This window comes from Streptomyces sp. NPDC039423, from assembly GCF_055598725.1.
On sequence record NZ_JBVKAH010000005.1, the window covers coordinates 429,704 to 448,530 of the forward strand.

At 69.2% G+C, this 18,827-nt stretch carries 10 protein-coding genes; 3 read left to right on the plus strand and 7 right to left on the minus strand.

Translation table 11 applies throughout. The annotated features are described in order from the left end of the window. Position 1 precedes the first annotated feature (1 nt). The 3 genes from ACZ7LK_RS19305 to ACZ7LK_RS19315 all read right to left on the minus strand — a co-directional run bounded on the left by ACZ7LK_RS19305 (position 2) and on the right by ACZ7LK_RS19315 (position 12,022). Entirely contained in the window at positions 2 to 6,976 is a 6,975-nt protein-coding gene (locus tag ACZ7LK_RS19305; RefSeq protein WP_392274247.1) for a polymorphic toxin-type HINT domain-containing protein, read from the minus strand. Positions 6,977 to 7,118: 142 nt separating this feature from the next. Further along, positions 7,119 to 10,670, minus strand: coding sequence for a LamG domain-containing protein (locus ACZ7LK_RS19310; protein ID WP_471142069.1), 3,552 nt, complete (start codon positions 10,668 to 10,670; stop codon positions 7,119 to 7,121). Between the two features lie 803 nt (positions 10,671 to 11,473). Continuing rightward, positions 11,474 to 12,022, minus strand: coding sequence for an FHA domain-containing protein (locus ACZ7LK_RS19315; protein ID WP_471142072.1), 549 nt, complete (start codon positions 12,020 to 12,022; stop codon positions 11,474 to 11,476). 196 nt (positions 12,023 to 12,218) lie between these two features. Here ACZ7LK_RS19315 and treZ point away from each other — a divergent pair, with 196 nt between their 5' ends. Further along, positions 12,219 to 13,964: a malto-oligosyltrehalose trehalohydrolase gene (gene treZ, locus ACZ7LK_RS19320; protein ID WP_469464977.1), complete on the plus strand. Its 1,746-nt coding sequence runs from the start codon at positions 12,219 to 12,221 to the stop codon at positions 13,962 to 13,964. Positions 13,965 to 14,050: 86 nt separating this feature from the next. On the opposite strand, the gene ACZ7LK_RS19325 is transcribed toward treZ, so the two are convergent. After that, entirely contained in the window at positions 14,051 to 15,190 is a 1,140-nt protein-coding gene (locus ACZ7LK_RS19325; protein ID WP_471142076.1) for a M24 family metallopeptidase, read from the minus strand. A 125-nt stretch (positions 15,191 to 15,315) separates the two neighbouring features. Next, positions 15,316 to 15,942, minus strand: coding sequence for a nucleoside/nucleotide kinase family protein (locus tag ACZ7LK_RS19330; RefSeq protein WP_471142079.1), 627 nt, complete (start codon positions 15,940 to 15,942; stop codon positions 15,316 to 15,318). Between the two features lie 65 nt (positions 15,943 to 16,007). Between ACZ7LK_RS19330 and ACZ7LK_RS19335 the strand changes: the two genes are divergently transcribed. Both ACZ7LK_RS19335 and ACZ7LK_RS19340 read left to right on the plus strand, forming a co-directional pair. Further along, positions 16,008 to 16,397 (plus strand): VOC family protein, encoded by a 390-nt coding sequence (locus tag ACZ7LK_RS19335; protein WP_471142081.1) that lies wholly within the window; start codon positions 16,008 to 16,010, stop codon positions 16,395 to 16,397. Positions 16,398 to 16,450: 53 nt separating this feature from the next. Continuing rightward, the gene (locus ACZ7LK_RS19340; RefSeq protein WP_471142082.1) at positions 16,451 to 17,005 is read left to right on the plus strand and encodes a GNAT family N-acetyltransferase; all 555 of its coding nucleotides are present in this window, start codon (positions 16,451 to 16,453) and stop codon (positions 17,003 to 17,005) included. Here the strand turns inward: ACZ7LK_RS19340 and msrB are convergent. Further along, positions 16,957 to 17,364: a peptide-methionine (R)-S-oxide reductase MsrB gene (gene msrB, locus ACZ7LK_RS19345; protein WP_392274255.1), complete on the minus strand. Its 408-nt coding sequence runs from the start codon at positions 17,362 to 17,364 to the stop codon at positions 16,957 to 16,959. The genes ACZ7LK_RS19340 and msrB overlap by 49 nt on opposite strands. A gap of 9 nt (positions 17,365 to 17,373) precedes the next feature. After that, the gene (gene murC, locus ACZ7LK_RS19350) at positions 17,374 to 18,786 is read right to left on the minus strand and encodes a UDP-N-acetylmuramate--L-alanine ligase (RefSeq protein ID WP_392274256.1); all 1,413 of its coding nucleotides are present in this window, start codon (positions 18,784 to 18,786) and stop codon (positions 17,374 to 17,376) included. Between the last annotated feature and the right edge of the window lie 41 nt (positions 18,787 to 18,827).

The following is an 18,827-nucleotide window of genomic DNA, read 5'->3' on the forward strand; positions in this document are numbered from 1 at the left end:
CTTACGGCAGGTACCCGCCGAATGGGACTTGAATCTCTGGATCTCTCCGGTTCAAGAGAGTCCAGCCTCTCTCCTTTACCCCTTCCATCATCGACTGTTCCATGCGGCGAATCGCAACCCCGTCTGTACCGCGCGGCAGAGTGAGGTATGTGACGTTGACCACGTCGTCTGCTGTATATCCGGCCTTGCGTACCGCATGCTTCGACCGCATCGATTTATTGACGCGCTCCCTGATGCTTGTGGTGGAGCTTCCTACGTACTTCGTCCCGTCATTCAGGTGAATGGTATAGATACCCGGCTCGGTCGGCACGTCGAATTTTGTTCCGGGCAGCGTCCCGGGCGCGCAATTCGCATTATGAACCAGGACCGGAGTCTCGCCCGCCAGCACATAGTACGTGTGCAGGTCATCGACGGTGAGGTTGTAGGTACGGGCGTGCCTGGTAAAGGTCTCGTTGCCGGTGACGATGACGGTGTCGCCGTCGTCGGTAAGCAGCGTCATCCCGGCACGGAGCTCCCCAGCTTCGACCCAGGCTCGTTCGGAGGGAGACCAGAAGGGGTGCTCGTGTGTGGCGGTGAGTTCCTCGATGCCGCCCTCAGTGGCGATGGAGAGCTTGTTGAACTGCTTGTCGTCCTCGGTGCGGATGAGGCGTGTGACTTTGCGGGGGCCTTGCTTGCCGGTCTCCGGATCGGTGGCGAGTACTTCGTCACCGAGTTCCACATCTTCGATGTCTCTGGTGGTGCCGTCGGCCATGAGGACGTCGGTGCCGGCCAAGAAGCACTTGCAGCCGCCCTTGGGGGCCTTGCCGGTCACACCTGGAGCGGCACCGGGAGCGGCACCAGGGCCTTCCGATCCATTGGCCATCACAACCTTGGTGTATTCGATGGACAGGTCTCTCAAGCTGTTCATGAACTTCGTGGGACACGATTTCATGGCCCAGCAGACGTTGAGCCCGTACCAACCGAGCCGCCCTTGTGCCGCGGAGTTTTCGATGTCGGAGTAGACCGGGTGTATTTGACCTTGGCTGTACTTGGATTCGTCGTCGAGATATGCCCAGAACCGCTTGGTGAATTCGCTGCTTCCGCTCCAGGCTGTCGGCACGATGACGCTTCCGTAAACGACCGACGACGTGCCGTTCGAAGTGGCACCGTTGCCGAGAGGACCACTGTTCTCGTGGCTACCCGTGCCGCCGTCCGACTTGACGTATTCGATGTCCTCTGGTGCACCACCGGTGGTGCCACCGACCGGATAGCCGATGCCGCAGACGTCAGCGAAGCAGAGGCCGGTCGGGTCGGAAGAGGTGGCAGGCCTGTTGCCGGCGTAGGCATAGCCGTTGAGGGTCTGGGAATCTGCCAGGTCCATGAGTGGGTCGACGCTGATGAACTGGCCGATACGGGGGTCATATTCCCGGGCGCCGATGTGGGTGAGCCCAGTGATGGAGTCAGTGGGCTTGCCCAGGAAGGCCTTGTCGTCGGGCCAATTGCCAGGGGCAACGCCGCGGGGGGCACCGAAGGGGGTGGTGTACCGCTTGGTGAGGGCCAGGGTGGTGGCGTCCAGGGCAAGGCTGCTGGTGCCGTGATGGTCGGGGGCCAGGAAGCTGAGTTTGGTGCCGGTAACACCTGTGGTTGCGGTACGGACCGCGATGGTCTGGCCTGCGGCGGTGTAGTAGCGGGTGCCGCTGAGGGTCTTGGTGGTGCCCTTGGTGGTGAGGCGAACTTCGTTGCCACCAAGGTAGAGGACGGTGTCACCATCGCCGGACGCGCGTCGGATCAGGAGTTCACCGGAGGCGTCGTACAAGTAGCTGGTGTTCAGTGCGGGCTTGGTGCCCACGGCAGGTTCGGTGGTGCCGACCAGCTTGCCCTCGGTGTTCCAGGTCAACGTTTGTTGAGCCTGGGTTCCGGGGCGGCTGGTGGTGTTGCCTGCTGCGTCGTATCCGTAGGTCGCAGCCTTCGCACCCGTGGTGTTGGCAAGCGGGTGAGGCTGGCCCTTGGGGGTGCCGTAGGTGTAGGTCGTGGCTTTCGCGCCCGAGGGGGTGTTCTCGGTCTCCGTGGCGCGCTGGCCGGCGGCGTTGTAGGTGTAGCTGGTCCAGTAGGGGGCGGCGCCGTCGAGGTTGGCGGTGGTGCGGCCGGTGGCGGCGCAGTCGGTGGTCCTGGGGGTCCAGGCTTCGGTCATGCGGCGGTGGCCGTCGTAGGTGAAGCACTGGTAGTCGGGCTTTGCGGTGCCGCCCTGGGTGGTGCCGTCGAAGATGGAGGTGACGTTTCCGGCTTGGTCCTGGGTGAACTTCAGCTCCTGCGGCATGTAGCCGTGAACGTCGTCGGTGACGTAGGAGCGGGTGAGCCGGCGGGTGCCGTCCTCGTAGTCGTAGCCGAGGTAGGTCTTCTTGGCGGTTGAACTGGTGCCAAGGGTCAGTTGGCGCAGGTCGCCCAGCGGGGAGTACTGGGCGTCCTGGAGGTACTGGGTGGTGCCGTGGGCAGTGAGCTGCTGGCCGAGGTCGCCGTAGGTGTGGGCGACGGTTTCCGCGGGCAGGCCGCCGAGGGCGGGGTTGCTGGCCTGTCGGACCGTTCCGTCGAGGTTGTAGGCGGCGGTGGCCGAGAGTGTCTGCGGGACGCCGGCGGTGACGAGCGGGTCGCTGGCGGGAAGGATCAGCTGGCTGCCGGTGGGCTGGTAGAGCGGGTCGTAGCTGGTGACTTTTTGTGTGTAGGCCTTGCTCGTGGTCTGGTTGATGCCGTTCTCGTAGCGGACGGCCGTGTCCTGTTGTCCCTTGGCGAGCGTATCGAAGGTCCAGGCCGCGAGTTTGCCGGCGTCGGTCTTGGTGGTGCCCTCCCACAAGCCCGTCCTGCGGCCGAGGATGTCGTACTCAGTGGTAAGTGTCTTGTTCTGGGTGACGTCGGTGGACGCAGTGGCCTGGTCGAGTTCGTTGTAGGTAGTGGTGGACTTCCCCTTGTCCGGGTCGGTCACGCTCGTCTTGCGGCCGAAGAGGTCATATTCGTAGAGCCACTTGGCCTTGTCGGGACCCTCGATGGTGGCCTGCTCGCCTGTCGGGGTGTAGGTGAAGGCGGTGGTGGTGTAGTCCTCACCAGTGGCCTGCGGGCCACCATAGGCACGGCGCTGTGTGGTCTGCCCGAGGGCATTGGTGACTACAGCCGTGGCCTGGCCGCCCGCTGGGGCGGTGGTGGTGACGGTGTCGCCGGTGTAGGTGGTTCCGGTCGTCCAGCGCAGGACGTTCTTCACCTTGGTCTCGGCCTTGATGGCGCGGCCGGCACCGTCGTAGGTGGTGTCGATCTGCATGGGCGCCTGGCCACCGTCCGTGGCCACGAGCTGGCCGGACGGAGCGCCGGTCTCGTCCCAGATGTCCGCGAGCGATGAGGAGGCGAGGCCTCGCTCGTCGTACAGCGTCTCCGCGATGAGGCGTCCGCCGTTGGGGGACGGTGCCTGGGTCTGGCGGGGACGCAGTAGGGAGTCGTAGATCTCGTAGGTGGTGTTGTAGCCGCTGGCGTTGCCCTTGAGCACGCTGGTGGCCACCCAGGAGGGTGCGGAGGAGGTGATGTTGTAGGTATAGGTGTAGTTGGGGGCTTGGGCCAGCGAGGTCAGCCGGTTCGGCAACCAGACCTTGGTGACGCGGCCGAGGCTGTCGTACTGGCTTTCGGTGATTTTGCCGTTCGGGTCGGTCACCTTGAGCGTGGCACCCGAGGTGAAGTCCAGGAGCCTCGTGGTCTTGTGCGCTTTGGCGTTGGTGGTGCTGGCCGCGGTGAGCGGCCCGTTCGCCGTGGGGGTGTAGGTCGTGGTGGCGGTGGTGGCCCCGCTCGTGTCCTGGACCGTCAGTGGCCGGCCAAGTACGTCGTAGGTGGTGGTGGCTACCTTCTGCCACACGGGCTGGTCGTCAGTTCCGTACGCCTTCGCGCGGCCAGCCCACTGCGCTTCGCCCTTGGTGGGCTTCTGGGCGGCAGTCCAGGTCAGCGTGTCGTAAGCGATGGCTGTGTCGGAGATGACGTCGCCGGGGCGGGTGGAGTCCGCGGGCAGGTCGAGGGCGGTGTCGAGGGTGGCGCATGGTTTGGCCGTTGTCCGGGTACGGGCGACAAGGTTGTTGATGCCGACGGCGTCGTTGCGGGCGTACCAGTTACGGGTGCACGTTTCGTCACCGGGAAGGGCGTCATCCCCCTTGTCCTCGACGGTCTGGGCCATGCCATAGGCGTCGTAGGTGGTCGCGGTCGAGCGGACGCGGTCCCGGGGCGGGCTGATGGTGGTGACGTTGGTGCGGGAGTGGTTGGCCGCGGTGCGGACGTAGTACGCCTCGGTGTCGGCGTAGGACTTGTGCTGGGTGGCGGTGCGCTTGGACCACGGGTCGTTGACCGTGCCGCCGACCTCGGGGCCGGTCACGCCGTTGTAGGTGACGGATTCGCGGGTGAAGCCGGCGTACTGGTCGGCGTCCGTTATCTCCGGGGCCTTGATGCCAGTGATGGTGGTGGTTTTGCGCTGGTCTGGGTGTGGGGTCTTGCCGTCTGTCCCGAGGACGCGGTCGCCGTTCATGCCGCGCAGGTAGACGGTGACGGTCTTGGACTGGGTCTTGCCGGCGAGGCCTGTGAGGTGGGTGACCTTTTCGAAGCCGCGCCAGATCGACCAGGTGCGTTCCTTCTCCTTGACCAGCGGGTCCTCGTTGTAGTGCCAGGCGCCGCCACCGGAGTAGGTGTAGGTGTGCTCGACGGCCTCGGAGCCGCCCTTGGCGTCGATGGTGGAGACGCCCTGTACGGGGTACTTGTGGAACCAGTCGAGGATGGGTTCCTTTTCGCCGTTGGGTGACCAGTAGACCGGGTAGCAGCGGCGGGTGTTGGTGTCGACCTTGGGCATGGTCTGGCCGGCGAGACAATCGGCCTGCATGTAGCTGACGATCGTCTGCGCGCCGGCCTCCGAGACGATGGTGCGCAGGCGCGGCTTTTCCAGGGAGAGGATGTCGTCGGTCGCGCCGTCAACCCGGTTGGGGCGGAACTCGTGGGTCAGCTTGACCGGGTCAAGGCTGAGGTCGGTGCCGCGCTTGCCGGTGTGCTTGATCTCTGAGAGCCACAGGGCCTGGTCGGTGGAGTCGCCGGTGTCGCCGGGGTCGAGGTACTGCTGGGTCAGGGCCCAGGCGTCCACCGAAGCGTAAGCGGGAGTGGTGGCCGCCGCGTCCCAGGCCTGAGTGGAGATGCCGGTCATGCGCTTACGGGTGTAGAAGCTAGGGCCGGTGTTGCCAGTGCATTTCACATCCGCCTTGCACTCCGCATCGAAGGGCACGTCGGGCCAGTTGTCGCGGGTGGCGTCGGTCAGGGAGCCGCAGTCGGTGCCGATGCAACGCTCGGCGTAGCCGAAGACGACCTTGTTCGAGGCAGCGGGAGTGGCGGAGAACAGAGCGCCGGCGCGCTGGCCATAGCGGATCTCGTTGAGGTGGCCGCCGCGGGTGTAGGGGGTGCCGTTGTTGTCGTCGCCGAGTTTGTCGTAGTGGTTGGTCTCGGCCGTGTACCAGTAGGACATGGCGTTGCCGTGGGTGTCCTCGACGTAGTCGAGGTTCCACCGCCAGGCCTGCTTCTTGTCACGGGTGGAAAAGGAGGAGCCGTCCGCGTAGCCCGGTTCGCCCGCGTCATCGCCGAAGACGGGTACGGTCCACACCGAGTTGGTGCGGTCGGTGGCACCGGCACCGGCGAGTTTGTTGAGGCCGAAGACGTACCTGGTTCCGTCGCCGGTGGTGATGGTCCAATGCTCGCCGTTGTCGTCGCCGTTCTCAGCACCGGTGGTCACGGTGACGATGGAGGCGTCGTCCTTCTTCAGCCGCCACTTGCCTGTGGTGTCGTCCTTGACGAGCTCGGAGGCCTTGCCATTGAGGACGAGGGAGGCGTTGTCGTACTTCCAGCACAGGTCGAACTTGTCGGTCTGGCCGTCATCGTCACAGGAGCCGTACTTGCGTTCGACGTAGGAGGAGGTGATGTCGAAGCCCTCGCCGATGACCGTGCTCTGGTTGTTGGTCGAGGCGGTGCGGCCGTCAACATCACCTGAGTTGTAGGAGATGCCTAGACTCGGCTTCGGGCCGGCCGCAGACGGCGGGACACTGAGCGGGTAGGACCAAGTGAAGCTGCCGGATGAGCTGCCGGCCTCCCAGGTGGAGGATGCTGACAGCGGCGTGGCCTTGTAGTCGCCGCTGCCCGACTTGGTGCCCGCCGCCAGGGCCAGGACCATCGTCTGGGTGGCGGCCGGTGCGGACGAGGCACGGGCGCCGGGCGTCAGTGCGGGTGCCTGAGCCGTCCGGAACGTCACCTCGGTGTTGAGCTGTTCGGTCGCGCGGTCGTTGGTGAACTCCAACGGGGTGCGTGTTCGACACTTGCTGCTGGCGGGGTCGTTCAGCGCACAGTCCGGCAGCCGCAGAACCTGTAGACGCCCTGCCCAGTCACCGCCGTAGGCTGCGGCGAAAGCGCTGTAGTCCAGGCCCAGGGCAGCGCCCCCGCCGGTGGCGGGTGCGGACACCGTGAGTACGACGCCTTTGACGCCGAGCTTGGCTGCCTGCGTCTGATCCAGGACGTTGACCGTCACCGGGCCGGCAGCCTTGACCGCCACGCGCGCCTTGGCCCGCTTCGGCGGCGCGACAGTGATCGGCAGCGTGCCGGGGGCGGCCTTCGCCGAGCCGGTGGCAGGAACGGTGATCGTGGCGGTCCCGGCCTTGGGCCAGACGGCCTTCTTGCCCTGGTCCGCCTTGGCCCGCGCCGCGTCCGCGCGGAGGGTCTCGGCGCCCTTCTTCATTATGGCCGCGCTCTGCTTGTTCACCCGCGCGGTGAACGGTGACACGTCAACCGACTGAGGGGCGGCCAGTTTCGGCTTGCCCAGCGGATCGACTTCGGCGGCGAAGGCCACCGGGGTGAGGAGGCCCGGAATCATGGAAAATCCGAGGACTGCCGCGATCGGGAGGTGTTTTCTGCTCCGGCTGCTTCGCAGGGCAGCCGGTATGGACCGGTTCATGCTTCTTCTTCCATCTGGCTGAAGCCGCGTGCCCCGCGGCGTGATCCGGTGGTCCGCAGCTCGCTGCTGCGGGGAAGTGACAGGGGTGCCTTGGCCCGGCGGCTTGGTGGGCTTGGAGGTGGCCGCCGGGCACATGACATGGCTATTCGGCGCCTGGGGTTCCCATGACCTTGGTCATGACCTGGTCTTCTGTCATGGCGCCGGCCCAGACCCGAAGCTCGTCCAGGGCGCCGGGGAGATAGTGGCCGTTGGCGCCGCCGGAGGGGCCCCGTCCGGCTGCGATGTCGCCACGGCCCTGCTGGCTTGCGTTGAAGGCTGAGTCGTCTACCGGCATTTGCTTGGTGGGGCCGACATAAAGGTGTGTGACTCCGTTGCCGGTGAGGGTTTCCTCGGTGGCGTCGAAGACGCCAGTGACCTGTACCCAGGTGTCCGTGTCCGCCGGCATCTCGGACGGGACGGACCCGCTGGCGATCACCCTGCCGGTGGCGTCGGTGGCCGTGCGACCGAAGCGCCACAGGTAGCCACTGGCGGACGATTTCTCCACCCACAGCGCCCAGGACGATTCCTTCCCATCAGGGGTGGCCTGTCCGAAGACGTGCGCGCGTGCTCCGATGGGCAGCGTCGCGAACTTCGCTCCGTCGAGCTTGACAGCGGCGGTCACCGTGAAGGAGCCGGTCTCGTCCAGCACCGGGCCGGCGGTGGACATGTAGCCCGTGGTGCCGTCCAAGCGCAGCTCGTGTTGTTCGGGGTCAGCGGTGGCACCGGTGGCCGAGATGGTCATCGGGCCGGCCGCGTAGGAGGTGAACTCGGTGACCTTGCCGTTCGCTGCCGAGGCGGCATCCCAGTAGGCGACGAGTTCGGTAGCAGGAATGCCATCTACCTCGAGCTTGGTGTCGAGACGTACCTCATCGCCGGTCAGTGCCCGCTGCCACAGGGTCATCTCATCGATTCGGCCCATGAAGTGCTCCCCGACCTTGGAGGCGCCCACCATGATGCCCGCCGACGAGGTCCAGGGGGTGTACGCGGAATTTGCGGTGGCGAGGGTGAGGGGTGTGCCTTGGGGGCGGCCGTTGACGTAGAGCTGGATGGTGTCGTTGGCCTTGTTGGTGTCGTTCTTCGTGTCGAAGACGCCCGCCAGGTGGGTCCACACGTTCAGCGGCGGGTTCGCGGCGTCTGCGACCGAGCTGACATAGGCGGGTGTGGCCGAGTCGGAGACGGCCCGGTTGAAGACCCACTTTTTGGAGGAGGCGGAGTAGAAGAGGTTGAAGGCGGCCGACGCGGCTGTGCCCGGCGCGGAAGCGACCACCCGCGTCTTTTCTCCGTCGCTGAGCAGGACCCAGGTGGAGATGGTGAAGGAATCCTTGGTGTTGACCGGAGCACTGCTGGTGGAGGCGTAGCCGAGCTGCTTGGCCGGATCGGCCACGTCGTCGTTCAGCCGCAGCGAGTGGTCGCTCGTGCCTCGTCGGCCCAGTGTCGACCAGGTGGCGGCGGTGCCGGCCTGCTGGTGCAGGGTGAGATCGTGCCGGAGGGTGCCCTCGGTAGTAGCACTGTCGGTAGCTGTGGTCACCGTCGAGCCTGGTGTGCCGTCATTGAAGTGCCACAGACCGGTCGGCCCCTGAGCGGGTGCGACCTTGAAGTGGAACTCCGCCGGGGTTCCGACGCGGTTGCGCACATCGATCGCTTCCACGATCAGCACTTGCGTCCCGGCGGTGGTGGGCACGGGCGCGACGGTGGCCAAGGGCCCGGTCGAGCGATGGGTGTCCGCGGCTCGCTCGGTCAGCAGGCGCCAGCGATAGGCGGTGATGTCCTTGTCCAGGGCGTTGGGGGCGATGGCGAACGATCCAGCAACCCCAGGACCGCCCTTGCCCTCGCAGAGGGTGGCCGTGCACTCGGCGTAAGGGCCCTTGGAGGTGACGGTCGGTGCCTTGGGCGCTGTGGAATCGATCTTGAAGTAGCACCAGCGCTTGAAGCCCGACGAGATGGCCGTGGTCACGCCCTCGTACGTCCAGAAAGTCTGCGTCAAAGACCTCACCCGGTACAGCGATCCGTCCACGCCGCCGGTCAGACGCAGCTTGGCGAGGGTGTCGTCCACGTAATAGCCGCTGGAAGGGACATTGGTGCGCGCTGCACTCCAGGTGCCATCGGGCATCTTCCGTTCGACCCAGAAGTGGGCGCGCAGTGAACCCTGCTCCTCATCGGTGGCCGGCTTGACCAGCGTCTGAACACGCGCCTGCATCAAGGGGTCCGGACGCGTGACAGTGATCGGGTCGGCAGCGTTGACGCTGCACTGCTCCACAGTGCCGTTGCCGGGAATGACCCCATCATTGGTCACAGCGCCGGGCTTGATGACGTACACGACCTTGAGTTCGGCGTTGTCGTCAAAGCGCTTCCACGCGTCCGCATTGCCCTCGTCCGCGGCCTGAAGCATCAAGGTAAGACGGGAGAACCTGCCGTCGGCAAAGTTGCGCACCGTTTTGGTGAGGTTCTCGTCCGCTTCACTGGCCGCATCGTTGAACTCAACCCACGCATCGGGCTGGTCGGGGTCACAGTACGTACCACGGCCGGCCGAGATCGTACGGTCGCCCATGAGATCGAGCTTCGCCGGGCCGGGCCAGCGGCTGCCCTCGGAAATATTGTCCGTACGCCACAGCTGCAGCGCATGGGGGCTGCAGGAAAACGACCACGTCTCGTAGGCGCGGAACGTCGCGTCGATCACGTGCCGTCCGGACAGTTTGGCCGGTGAGAATTCGAAGTACATCCGGTTGGTATGGTCGGCATCGCAGTAATACGGGCCCACCCGGTAGCAGCGGCCGACACCGAGGTCACCGTCGAAGTTCCAGAACCGGTCCCCATCCGAAGACAGAACGGTGCGCTCCGAGACGCCCAGACCCATGGTCGGGTCGATGTAGACGGGGTAGACCGTCTCCGCGCCGCGCAGCAGCTGCAGGTCTGGCTTGATCGAAATAGACCCCTCCGCGACCTGGACGGGCAGCTCCGCGGTTGCGTCCCCTCCGTCCGGAGAAGCGGCCTCCGGTGCTTCAGCCTCACCTGCGGCGACGCCGATGGGTGCGCTGTGAAGCAGCTGGGTCTGCGTGCCGCCGTCGCCGGCGGAGTCCCACATCAGACCGGCCGGACCCTTGAAAACAGTGTTGCCGTCCTCGTCGATGGCGCGAAGCCCGCCGCCATGCCCGGGAGCTATCGTCAACCCCTGACCGGTCGCAGACAGCTCCACCTGGTTCAGAGCCGGGTTCGCCGCCGCCTCAGCGGTCTTGACCACCAGGACTTCCCGGTATCCCTCTGCCGTTGCCGTCAATTGCAGGTCGACACCGGTGAGGACTTCGGGGTAGGTAGCCGTGGCACCCTCGAGAACGGGCTTGGGAAGTTGCTGCGGCCAGCCCAGCGTGACCGATCCCTGCCCGGTTGCCAGCCGGATCATGTCCTTGCCGCTGCCGCCACCGGAGAACGCCAGGTCCACCACAGAGGACTTCGGACCGACTGAGCCGTCGGCCCGCTGCTCCAGCGTGACATCCACATCTCGCCACGAGCCGTCTTTCCCCTTGACCCTCTGCGGTGTCGTTGACTGTCGCAGGGTGAAGGTGCCATCCGGGTTCGCTACGCTCGTGGAGTACTCCGTCCGTTCCGACACCACCTCGACCGGCTCACCTGTCTGCGCAGCAAGCGCCGAGGCGTCCACTGCCGTGGTCGGACCTGATTTCGGTACCTGCGCTACCGCAGTGCCTGTTAGCGGGCCGAGTACTGAAGCGATCACTGATACGGCCGCCAGCGCGCCCGTTCTGTGGCGTGCATGACGCCACCCCCTACCCCTCACGACCCCACCCCTGAGCTACATGTTTGCTACACAGATTCGCCACATCCTCAGGTTTCGCCATGCACCAGTCAAGGGCCCACCCTGATGCCGCACAGTCAGAAAGCCGCAGGCCAGAGCTGGTTAAGCTCCACTTGGCAAGGCCACATTCGGCCACTGGAAGTAGCATGGTCCGCCGGGTCCTATCCGCACCCACCTGGACCGTTACCCGCCGACTACGCCGCCCCATCAGCCCCATCCGGCCAGGCGCAGCAGCGACCCACCCCGGTCACCCCCCGTACCGCCGGCAGAACCTCCGCGAACAGCAATAGCGATCGTTGCCATTCCGATACCCCGGGCAGGCATGCAAGCTCTTCCCGGCCTGCTTGTGCGACGGGCCGCCCCCGATGTGCAGAGGCGGGCGTCATGCTCGACCTCCACATCTGACGGGGCGTGCATGGCTCGGAGCGACGGCGTTGAGGAGAGAGATCTCTTCGGCCCAGGCATCACCCAGACGGTCGACGGTCCCCTGAGCCCAAAGCGGTTCACTCAGCGACCGCTGCAGCTCAACGAGAGAGAGGGAGGTACTCAAACCATGCCCACAAGCATGGGTGCGCACCCCGACCCCACAGGGCGGGACATCGCTCAGGTCGCGTCCCGCGCCTACCTTCACACAACCATACGAACGACGTTTAGGGGCCGGCGAGCCGGAAGCTCATGCGGCCGAAGGCCACCAGGTCACCGGCCTGGACGACGACCGGGCCGGTGACGCGCTGCCCGTTGACGGCGGTGCCGTTGGTGGAGCCGAGGTCGCGCAGCACCCACAGGCCGTCCTGGAGCCGCAGTTCGGCGTGCAGGCGGGAGACCGTCTCATGGCTGAGCCGCAACCCGTTGGCGGGGTCCCGCCCTATGCGCAGGGGGTACGGTCCGGGCTCCGGCAGCAGCAGTTTGGGCAGCCGCTCCGCCTGCCACGCCCGGCGCAGCCGCAGCGTGAAGGCGGACATCCGCTCCACCGAGCCGAACAGCCGCCTGGACCAGCGCCCTTCGGTGCGCAGGTCGGCGGTGAGCACGGCCAGCTCGTCGGGGCGCCGGGCGACCAGAGCCAGTTTCATGCGCCGCAGGAACGTGTCGTGCGACAGCTTGCCCTGCGCGGCGCCTTCCCTCAGCAGTCCCAGCGCACGGTCCCGTTCGGCGTCGGAGAGCCGAGCGGGGTACGTGTGGGACTCGAAAGCGGACGTCACGGACGTGATTGTCCGTCCGAGCGGGCCGGGGTGTCCAGACGGACCGCGTTGTCGGACCCCGTTGGTACGGTCTTGGTACGTGATCAGCGGGGGGCGGGTCCGAGCGGCGACGCGTGCGGTCCGTTCGGCCAAGTGTCGTGCTTCCCGTTCTCGATCTTGCCAGGATTGGGGCGTTACGACGACGAGGGGATCACCAGTGCTGTTCGAGGTGTGGGCACCGCAGGCAGAGGACCGGGTCGAGCTCCAACTTGAGGGTTCGGCGCACCGGTTGGAGCGCGATCCGGAGCGGGACGGCTGGTGGGTGGCCGAGGTCGAGGCCGGTGACGGCGCGCGGTACGGGTACGCGCTGGACGGCGGCCCGGTGCTGCCGGACCCGCGGTCGCGGCGCCAGCCGGACGGGCCCGACGGCCCGAGCGCGGTCGTCGACCACGCCGCGTACGCCTGGCGGCACGGGTCCCCGGCGCGCGGGCTGCGCGGGGCAGTGCTGTACGAGATGCACATCGGCACGTACACGCCCGAGGGCACCCTGGACGCGGCGGCGGCCCGGCTGGACCACCTCGTGGACCTGGGCGTCACCCATGTGGAGCTGATGCCGCTGTGCCCCTTCCCCGGGACCAACGGGTGGGGGTACGAGGGCGTGTCCCTGTGGGCCGTCCATGAGCCGTACGGCGGCCCGGAGGCGCTGAAGCGGTTCGTCGACACGGCGCACGGCCTGGGCCTGGGCGTGGTGCTGGACGTGGTGCACAACCACCTGGGCCCGTCGGGCAACTACCTGCCGGCCTTCGGCCCGTACTTCACCGACACCCACCACACCCCGTGGGGCGCCGCCGTGAACCTGGACGCGCCGGGCTCGGACGAGGTCCGGGCGTTCCTGCTGGGCAGCGCGCTGGCCTGGCTGCGCGACTACCGCGTCGACGGGCTGCGGCTGGACGCCGTGCACGCGCTGGCCGACACCCGGGCCCTGACGTTCCTGGAGGAGCTGACGGCGGCCGTGGACGAGCTGGGCGCCGAGCAGGGCAGGGAGCTGTTCCTCATCGCCGAGTCGGACCTGGCCGACCCGCGCACCACGGCCCCGCGCGAGGAGCGCGGCCTCGGCCTGCACGCCCAGTGGAACGACGACTTCCACCACGCCCTGCACACCGCGCTGACCGGCGAGTCCCAGGGCTACTACGGGGACTTCGCCCGTGCGCCGCTCGCCGCCCTGGCCAAGACGCTGAGCCACGTCTTCTTCCACGACGGGACGTACTCCACCTTCCGCGGCCGTACGCACGGCCGTCCGGTCGACCGGTCGCGGACCCCGGCGCACCGCTTCCTGGGCTACACCCAGACCCATGACCAGGTCGGCAACCGGGCCACGGGCGACCGGCTGTCGGCGTCGTGCTCCCCCGGGCTGCTGGCGTGCGCGGCGGCGCTGATGCTGACCGGGCCGTTCACGCCGATGCTCTTCATGGGCGAGGAATGGGGGGCGAGCACCCCGTGGCAGTTCTTCACCGACCACACCGACCCGGAACTGGCGGAGGCGGTGCGCAACGGACGGCGGCGGGAGTTCGCCGCGCACGGCTGGGCCGAGGAGGACGTTCCGGACCCGCAGGACCCGGCCACCCGGGACCGCTCCTGCCTGGACTGGACGGAGCGCGACCGGCAGCCGCACGCCCGGCTGCTGGCCTGGTACCGGGACCTGATCGGCCTGCGGGCCGCGCAGCCGGACCTGACCGACCCGGACCTGGCCGCGGTGCGGGTGGCGTACGACGAGGAGGCCCGCTGGCTGGCGTACCGGCGGGGGGACCTGCGGATCGCGGTCAACTTCGCCAAGGAGCCCGTCCGGATCCCGCTCGGCACGCGCGGGCGGGTCCTGGCGGCCTGGGAGCCGGTGGAGATGCCGAACGGGGACGGGATGATGACGCTGCCGGCGGAATCGTGCGTGGTGCTGGCGGACGTCTGAGCCCGCGCCCCGGGACCGGCGCCACGTCCCGGGCGGACCCCCATGCCCCGGTCCGGTGCGGGTCCGGGGCGGGTCCGGACCCGGGGCTAGTCCACGAGCGCGAGTTCGCGCGGGGTGGTGTTGAGGCGGCGGCCGCGGCCGTCCTCGGTGACCGTGACGATGTCCTCGATGCGGACGCCGAAGCGGCCCGGCAGGTAGATTCCCGGCTCGACGGAGAAGCACATGCCGGGGACGAGGGGCAGCTCCTCCCCCTCGATCATGTACGGCGGCTCGTGCGTGGTGACGCCGATGCCGTGGCCGGTGCGGTGGATGAAGTAGGCGCCGTACCCGGCCGCGTCGATCACCGAGCGGGCCGCCCGGTCGACGTCCTGGCACGTCGCACCGGGCCGGACCGCCTCGACGCCGGCCTGCTGCGCCTCGCGCACCACGTCGTGGACGCGCCGCTCCTCCGGCGTCGGCTCGCCGACGTGGACGGTGCGGCTGGTATCGGAGCCGTAACCGTGCTTGAGGCCGCCGAAGTCGAGGACGACCATGTCGCCCCGCTCGATGACGCGGTCGCCCGCCTCGTGGTGCGGGTTGGCGCCGTTGGGCCCGGACCCGACGACGGTGAAGTCCACCTGTGAGTGGCCGGTCTGCTTGAGCAGCGCGGCCAGGTCGGCGGCGACGTCCGTCTCGCGGCGCCCCGCGAACCGCACGCCGAGGATCTGGCGGTACGCCTCGTCCGCGGCGGCACCGGCCGCTTCCAGACGGGCCAGTTCGGCGGCGTCCTTGACCGCGCGGAGCATGGGCAGGGCCTGGGTGAGCGCGGCGTACGAGGTGCCCGGCAACCGCTGCTGGAGGCCCAGGAGGTGCATGGACCAGGCGTTGTCGCTGATCCCGTAGCGGCCCTCGGGGTCGAGGAGCGGGGCGGTGAGCGCGTACGGGTCGATGCCGTCGGTCCAGTCCCGGAGGGTGAGGGCGGCGGCGCCCGCGGCCCGTTCGGCGTCAGGGGCTTCCAGGGCCGGCACCACGAGCACGGGGTCCCGGCCGGGCGCGAGGACGAGCAGCGTCAGGCGCTCGGTCTCGGCGGTGGGGCGGTAGCCGGTGAGGTACACCAGGTCGGGGCCGGGTGCGACGAGGAGCCCGGCCAGCCCGGCGGAGGCGGCGGCCCCGGTGGCGCGGGCCATGCGGGCGCGGTGGTCGTCGGCGGTGAAGGGGGCGGGAGCGCTGCCGCTGCGGCTGTCCATGACGGTCATCCTCGCCGGGTGCCGGGACCGGCGCGAGCGGGTATCCGGTCGGGTGGCCGGGGCATCGGGTCAGGCGGCTGGGGCATCGGGTCAGGCGGCCGGGGCATCCGGTCCGGCGGCGGGACTCAGGTCATGGGGACGACGAGGTCGGCCCGGTCGCGTCCGGCGGCGACCAGCCGGGCGTTGCGCTCGTCGGACTCCGCGACCCAGCGCTCGGCGTGGGCGCGGTCCTTGCCGAACCTGACGTGCCGTTCGACGAGGCGCTGGACGCGGTGGTGGTCGTCCAGCTCCAGGAACCAGACCTCGTCGAGGAGCGGGCGGACCGGCGCCCAGGGGCCGTCGTCGTGGAGCAGGTAGTTGCCCTCGGTGATGACGAGCGGCACCTCCGGCCCGACCGGGACGCTGCCCGCGACCGGCTCCTCCAGGGACCGGTCGAAGGCGGGCGCGTAGACGACGGTGCCGGGTTCGGGGGTGCGGAGGCGGGCGAGCAGGGCGGCGTACCCGGCGGCGTCGAACGTATCGGGGGCGCCCTTGCGCCCGGCGCGCCCCAGGCGGCGCAGCTCGGCCTGGGCGAGGTGGAAGCCGTCCATGGGGACGAGGGCGGCGAGTGGGCCGAGGCGGTCGGCCAGCCGGGCCGCGAGGGTCGACTTGCCGGCGCCCGGCGCTCCGGCCAGGCCGAGGACGCGCCGGGTGCCGGGGACGGCGAGGCGGCGGGCGCGGGCGGTGAGCGCGGCGAGCTGCTGCGGGTCCATGGGAGCAGTGTGGCAGTCGGCCCGGCTGCTGGTCAGCCCCTTGTCATACGTATAACGTCTTCCTCATGTCGCACATCGCCCTCATCACCCTGGTCGTCCGTGACTACGACGACGCCCTCGCCTTCTACACCGGCGCCCTCGGCTTCGAGCTGGTCGAGGACACCGACCGCGGGGACGGCTCGCGCTGGGTCGTGGTCCGGCCGAGGGGGGCCGGGGCGGGTACGGGGTTGCTGCTGGCCCGGGCCGCCGGTTCGGCGCAGGAGGCGAGCGTGGGGGCGCAGACCGGCGGGCGGGTGGGGTTCTTCCTGCACACCGAGGACTTCGCCGCCGACCACGCGCGGATGCGGGATGCGGGCGTGCGCTTCCTGGAGGAGCCGCGGTACGAGCCGTACGGGACGGTCGCCGTCTTCGAGGACCTGTACGGCAACCGCTGGGACCTCCTCCAGCCGGCCTGACCGTCCGGCGGCGGCCGCCCCGGCGCCGGGGTCCGGCCGCGTACGATCGCCGGATGCCCCTGCTCCAGCGCCTCCGCGCCGACCACGCCCCGGCCCTCCTCGCGTTCGAGCGGGAGAACCGCGCCTACTTCGCCGCCTCGGTGCCCGACCGCGGCGACGACTACTTCGCGCGCTTCGACGACCGCCACCGCGAGCTTCTGGCCGAGCAGGCCCGGGGGCTGCACTTCTTCCACCTCGTGGTGGGCGACGGCAGCGAGGTGCTGGGACGCGTCAACCTGATCGACGTGGCGGACGGCTCCGCCGAGCTGGGGTACCGGGTGGCGCGGCGGGCGGCGGGACGGGGGCTGGCCACGGCCGCCGTCCGGGAGGTCTGCGAGCTGGCCGCCGGGGAGTACGGGCTGACCACCCTGCGGGCGGTCACGACGCCGGACAACGCCGGCTCGCGCGCCGTCCTGGCCCGTACGGGCTTCACCCCCACCGGGGAGGTCGACCTGGACGGCCGCCCGGGCCTCGCCTTCGTCCGCCGGTGCGCGGCGGACGGGCGGGCCGGGCGGAGTGCTCAGTCCTCGTCGGGGGTCAGCCTCAGCGAGACGGAGTTGATGCAGTAGCGCTGGTCCGTCGGCGTCGGGTAGCCCTCCCCCTCGAACACATGGCCGAGGTGGGAGCCGCACCGGGCGCAGCGCACCTCGGTGCGGACCATGCCGTGGGACCGGTCCTGGATCAGCTCGACCGCGTCGGAGTCCTTCGGGTCGTAGAAGGACGGCCAGCCGCAATGGGACGCGAACTTGGTCGTGGAGGTGAACAGCTCGGCGCCGCAGGCACGGCAGGAGTAGACGCCCCGGGTCGTGGTGTCGGTGTACTCACCGGTGAAGGCGCGCTCCGTGCCGGCCTCGCGGAGCACGTGGTACTCCTCGGGGGACAGCTCCGCGCGCCACTGCTCGTCCGGCTTCTCGACGTCGTACGCCATGTGCTCTCCTCAGTCGCGGCCCGACAGGCGGGCCAGGATCCTGGGGCCGAGGTCGGTCACGTCCCCGGCGCCCATGGTGAGAACGAGATCGCCGGGCCGGGCCATTCCCGCGACGACGTCCGGGACGGCGTCCTTGTCGGAGACGGCGGTGACCTCGGCGCCGGCGGCACGGGCCGCGTCGACGATCAGCGCGCTGGTGACGCCGGGGATCGGGTCCTCGCGCGCCGGGTAGATCTCCAGGACGGCCGAGGCGTCGGCGAGGGCCAGGGCCTGGCCCATCTCCTTGCCCAGTTCCTGGGTGCGGGAGAAGAGGTGGGGCTGGAAGACGACGAGGAGACGGGAGTCGCCCGCCGCGCCGCGCATGGCCTCCAGATCGGCCGTCATCTCGGTGGGGTGGTGCGCGTACGAGTCGATGACCTGGACGCCCGCGGCCTCGCCCTTGAGCTGGAGCCGGCGGCCCACGCCGGTGTACGCGGTGAGGGCCTGGGCCAGGGCGGCGGGGTCGATGCCGACGCGGGCGCCGGCGGCGAGGGCGGCGGCGGCGTTGTGGGCGTAGTGGCGGCCGGGCACCGAGACGGTGAAGGTGTGCTCGGTGCCGTCGAGGACGACGGTGACCTCGCTGGTCATGCCCTTGGGGGTGATCGCGAGGATCCGGGCGTCGGCGTCGTCCGCCTCGCCGACGCGGACGATCGTCAGGTCCTCGCGTCCGGCGACCCGGCGGGCCAGCTCGCGGGCGCCGGAGTGCTCGCCGACGACCAGGGTGCCGCCCGGGCGGATCTTGGCGACGAACGCCTCGAAGGACTCGTAGATCTCGTCCATCGACGCGTAGTTGGCGTGGTGGTCCAGCTCGACGTTGAGGACGATCGCGACCTCGGGGTCGTACTTCTGGAAGCTGCGGTCGCTCTCATCGGCCTCGGCGACGAAGATCGCGCCGTCGCCGTGCAGGGCGTTGGTTCCGGGACCGGCGAGGTCGCCGCCGATGGCGTACGAGGGGGCGAGGCCCAGCTCGGTGAGGGCGACGGCGAGCATCGAGGTCGTGGTGGTCTTGCCGTGCGTGCCGGCCACGGCGATCGCGCGCAGCCCGGTCATCAGGGCGGCCAGCGCGTCGGAGCGGTGGACGACGGGGATGCCCAGCTCGGTGGCGCGGGCCAGCTCGGGGTTGTCGGCGCGGATGGCGCTGGAGACGACGACGCAGGTGGTGCCGTCGGCCAGGTTGCCGGCGTCGTGCCCGATGTGGACGGTCGCCCCGAGGGCCCGCAGGGACGCGGCGGTCTCCGACTCGCGCGCGTCACTGCCGGCGACCTCGGCCCCGCGCTGGGCGAGGATCCTGGCGATGCCCGACATTCCGGCGCCGCCGATGCCGATGAAGTGCGGCCGCTCCATGGCGGCGGGAATCGTGGCGGCGGGAACGGCGGGTGCCATGGGCGTCTCTCCCCGGGGTGCGGCGTCGTTGAGAGGCCCAG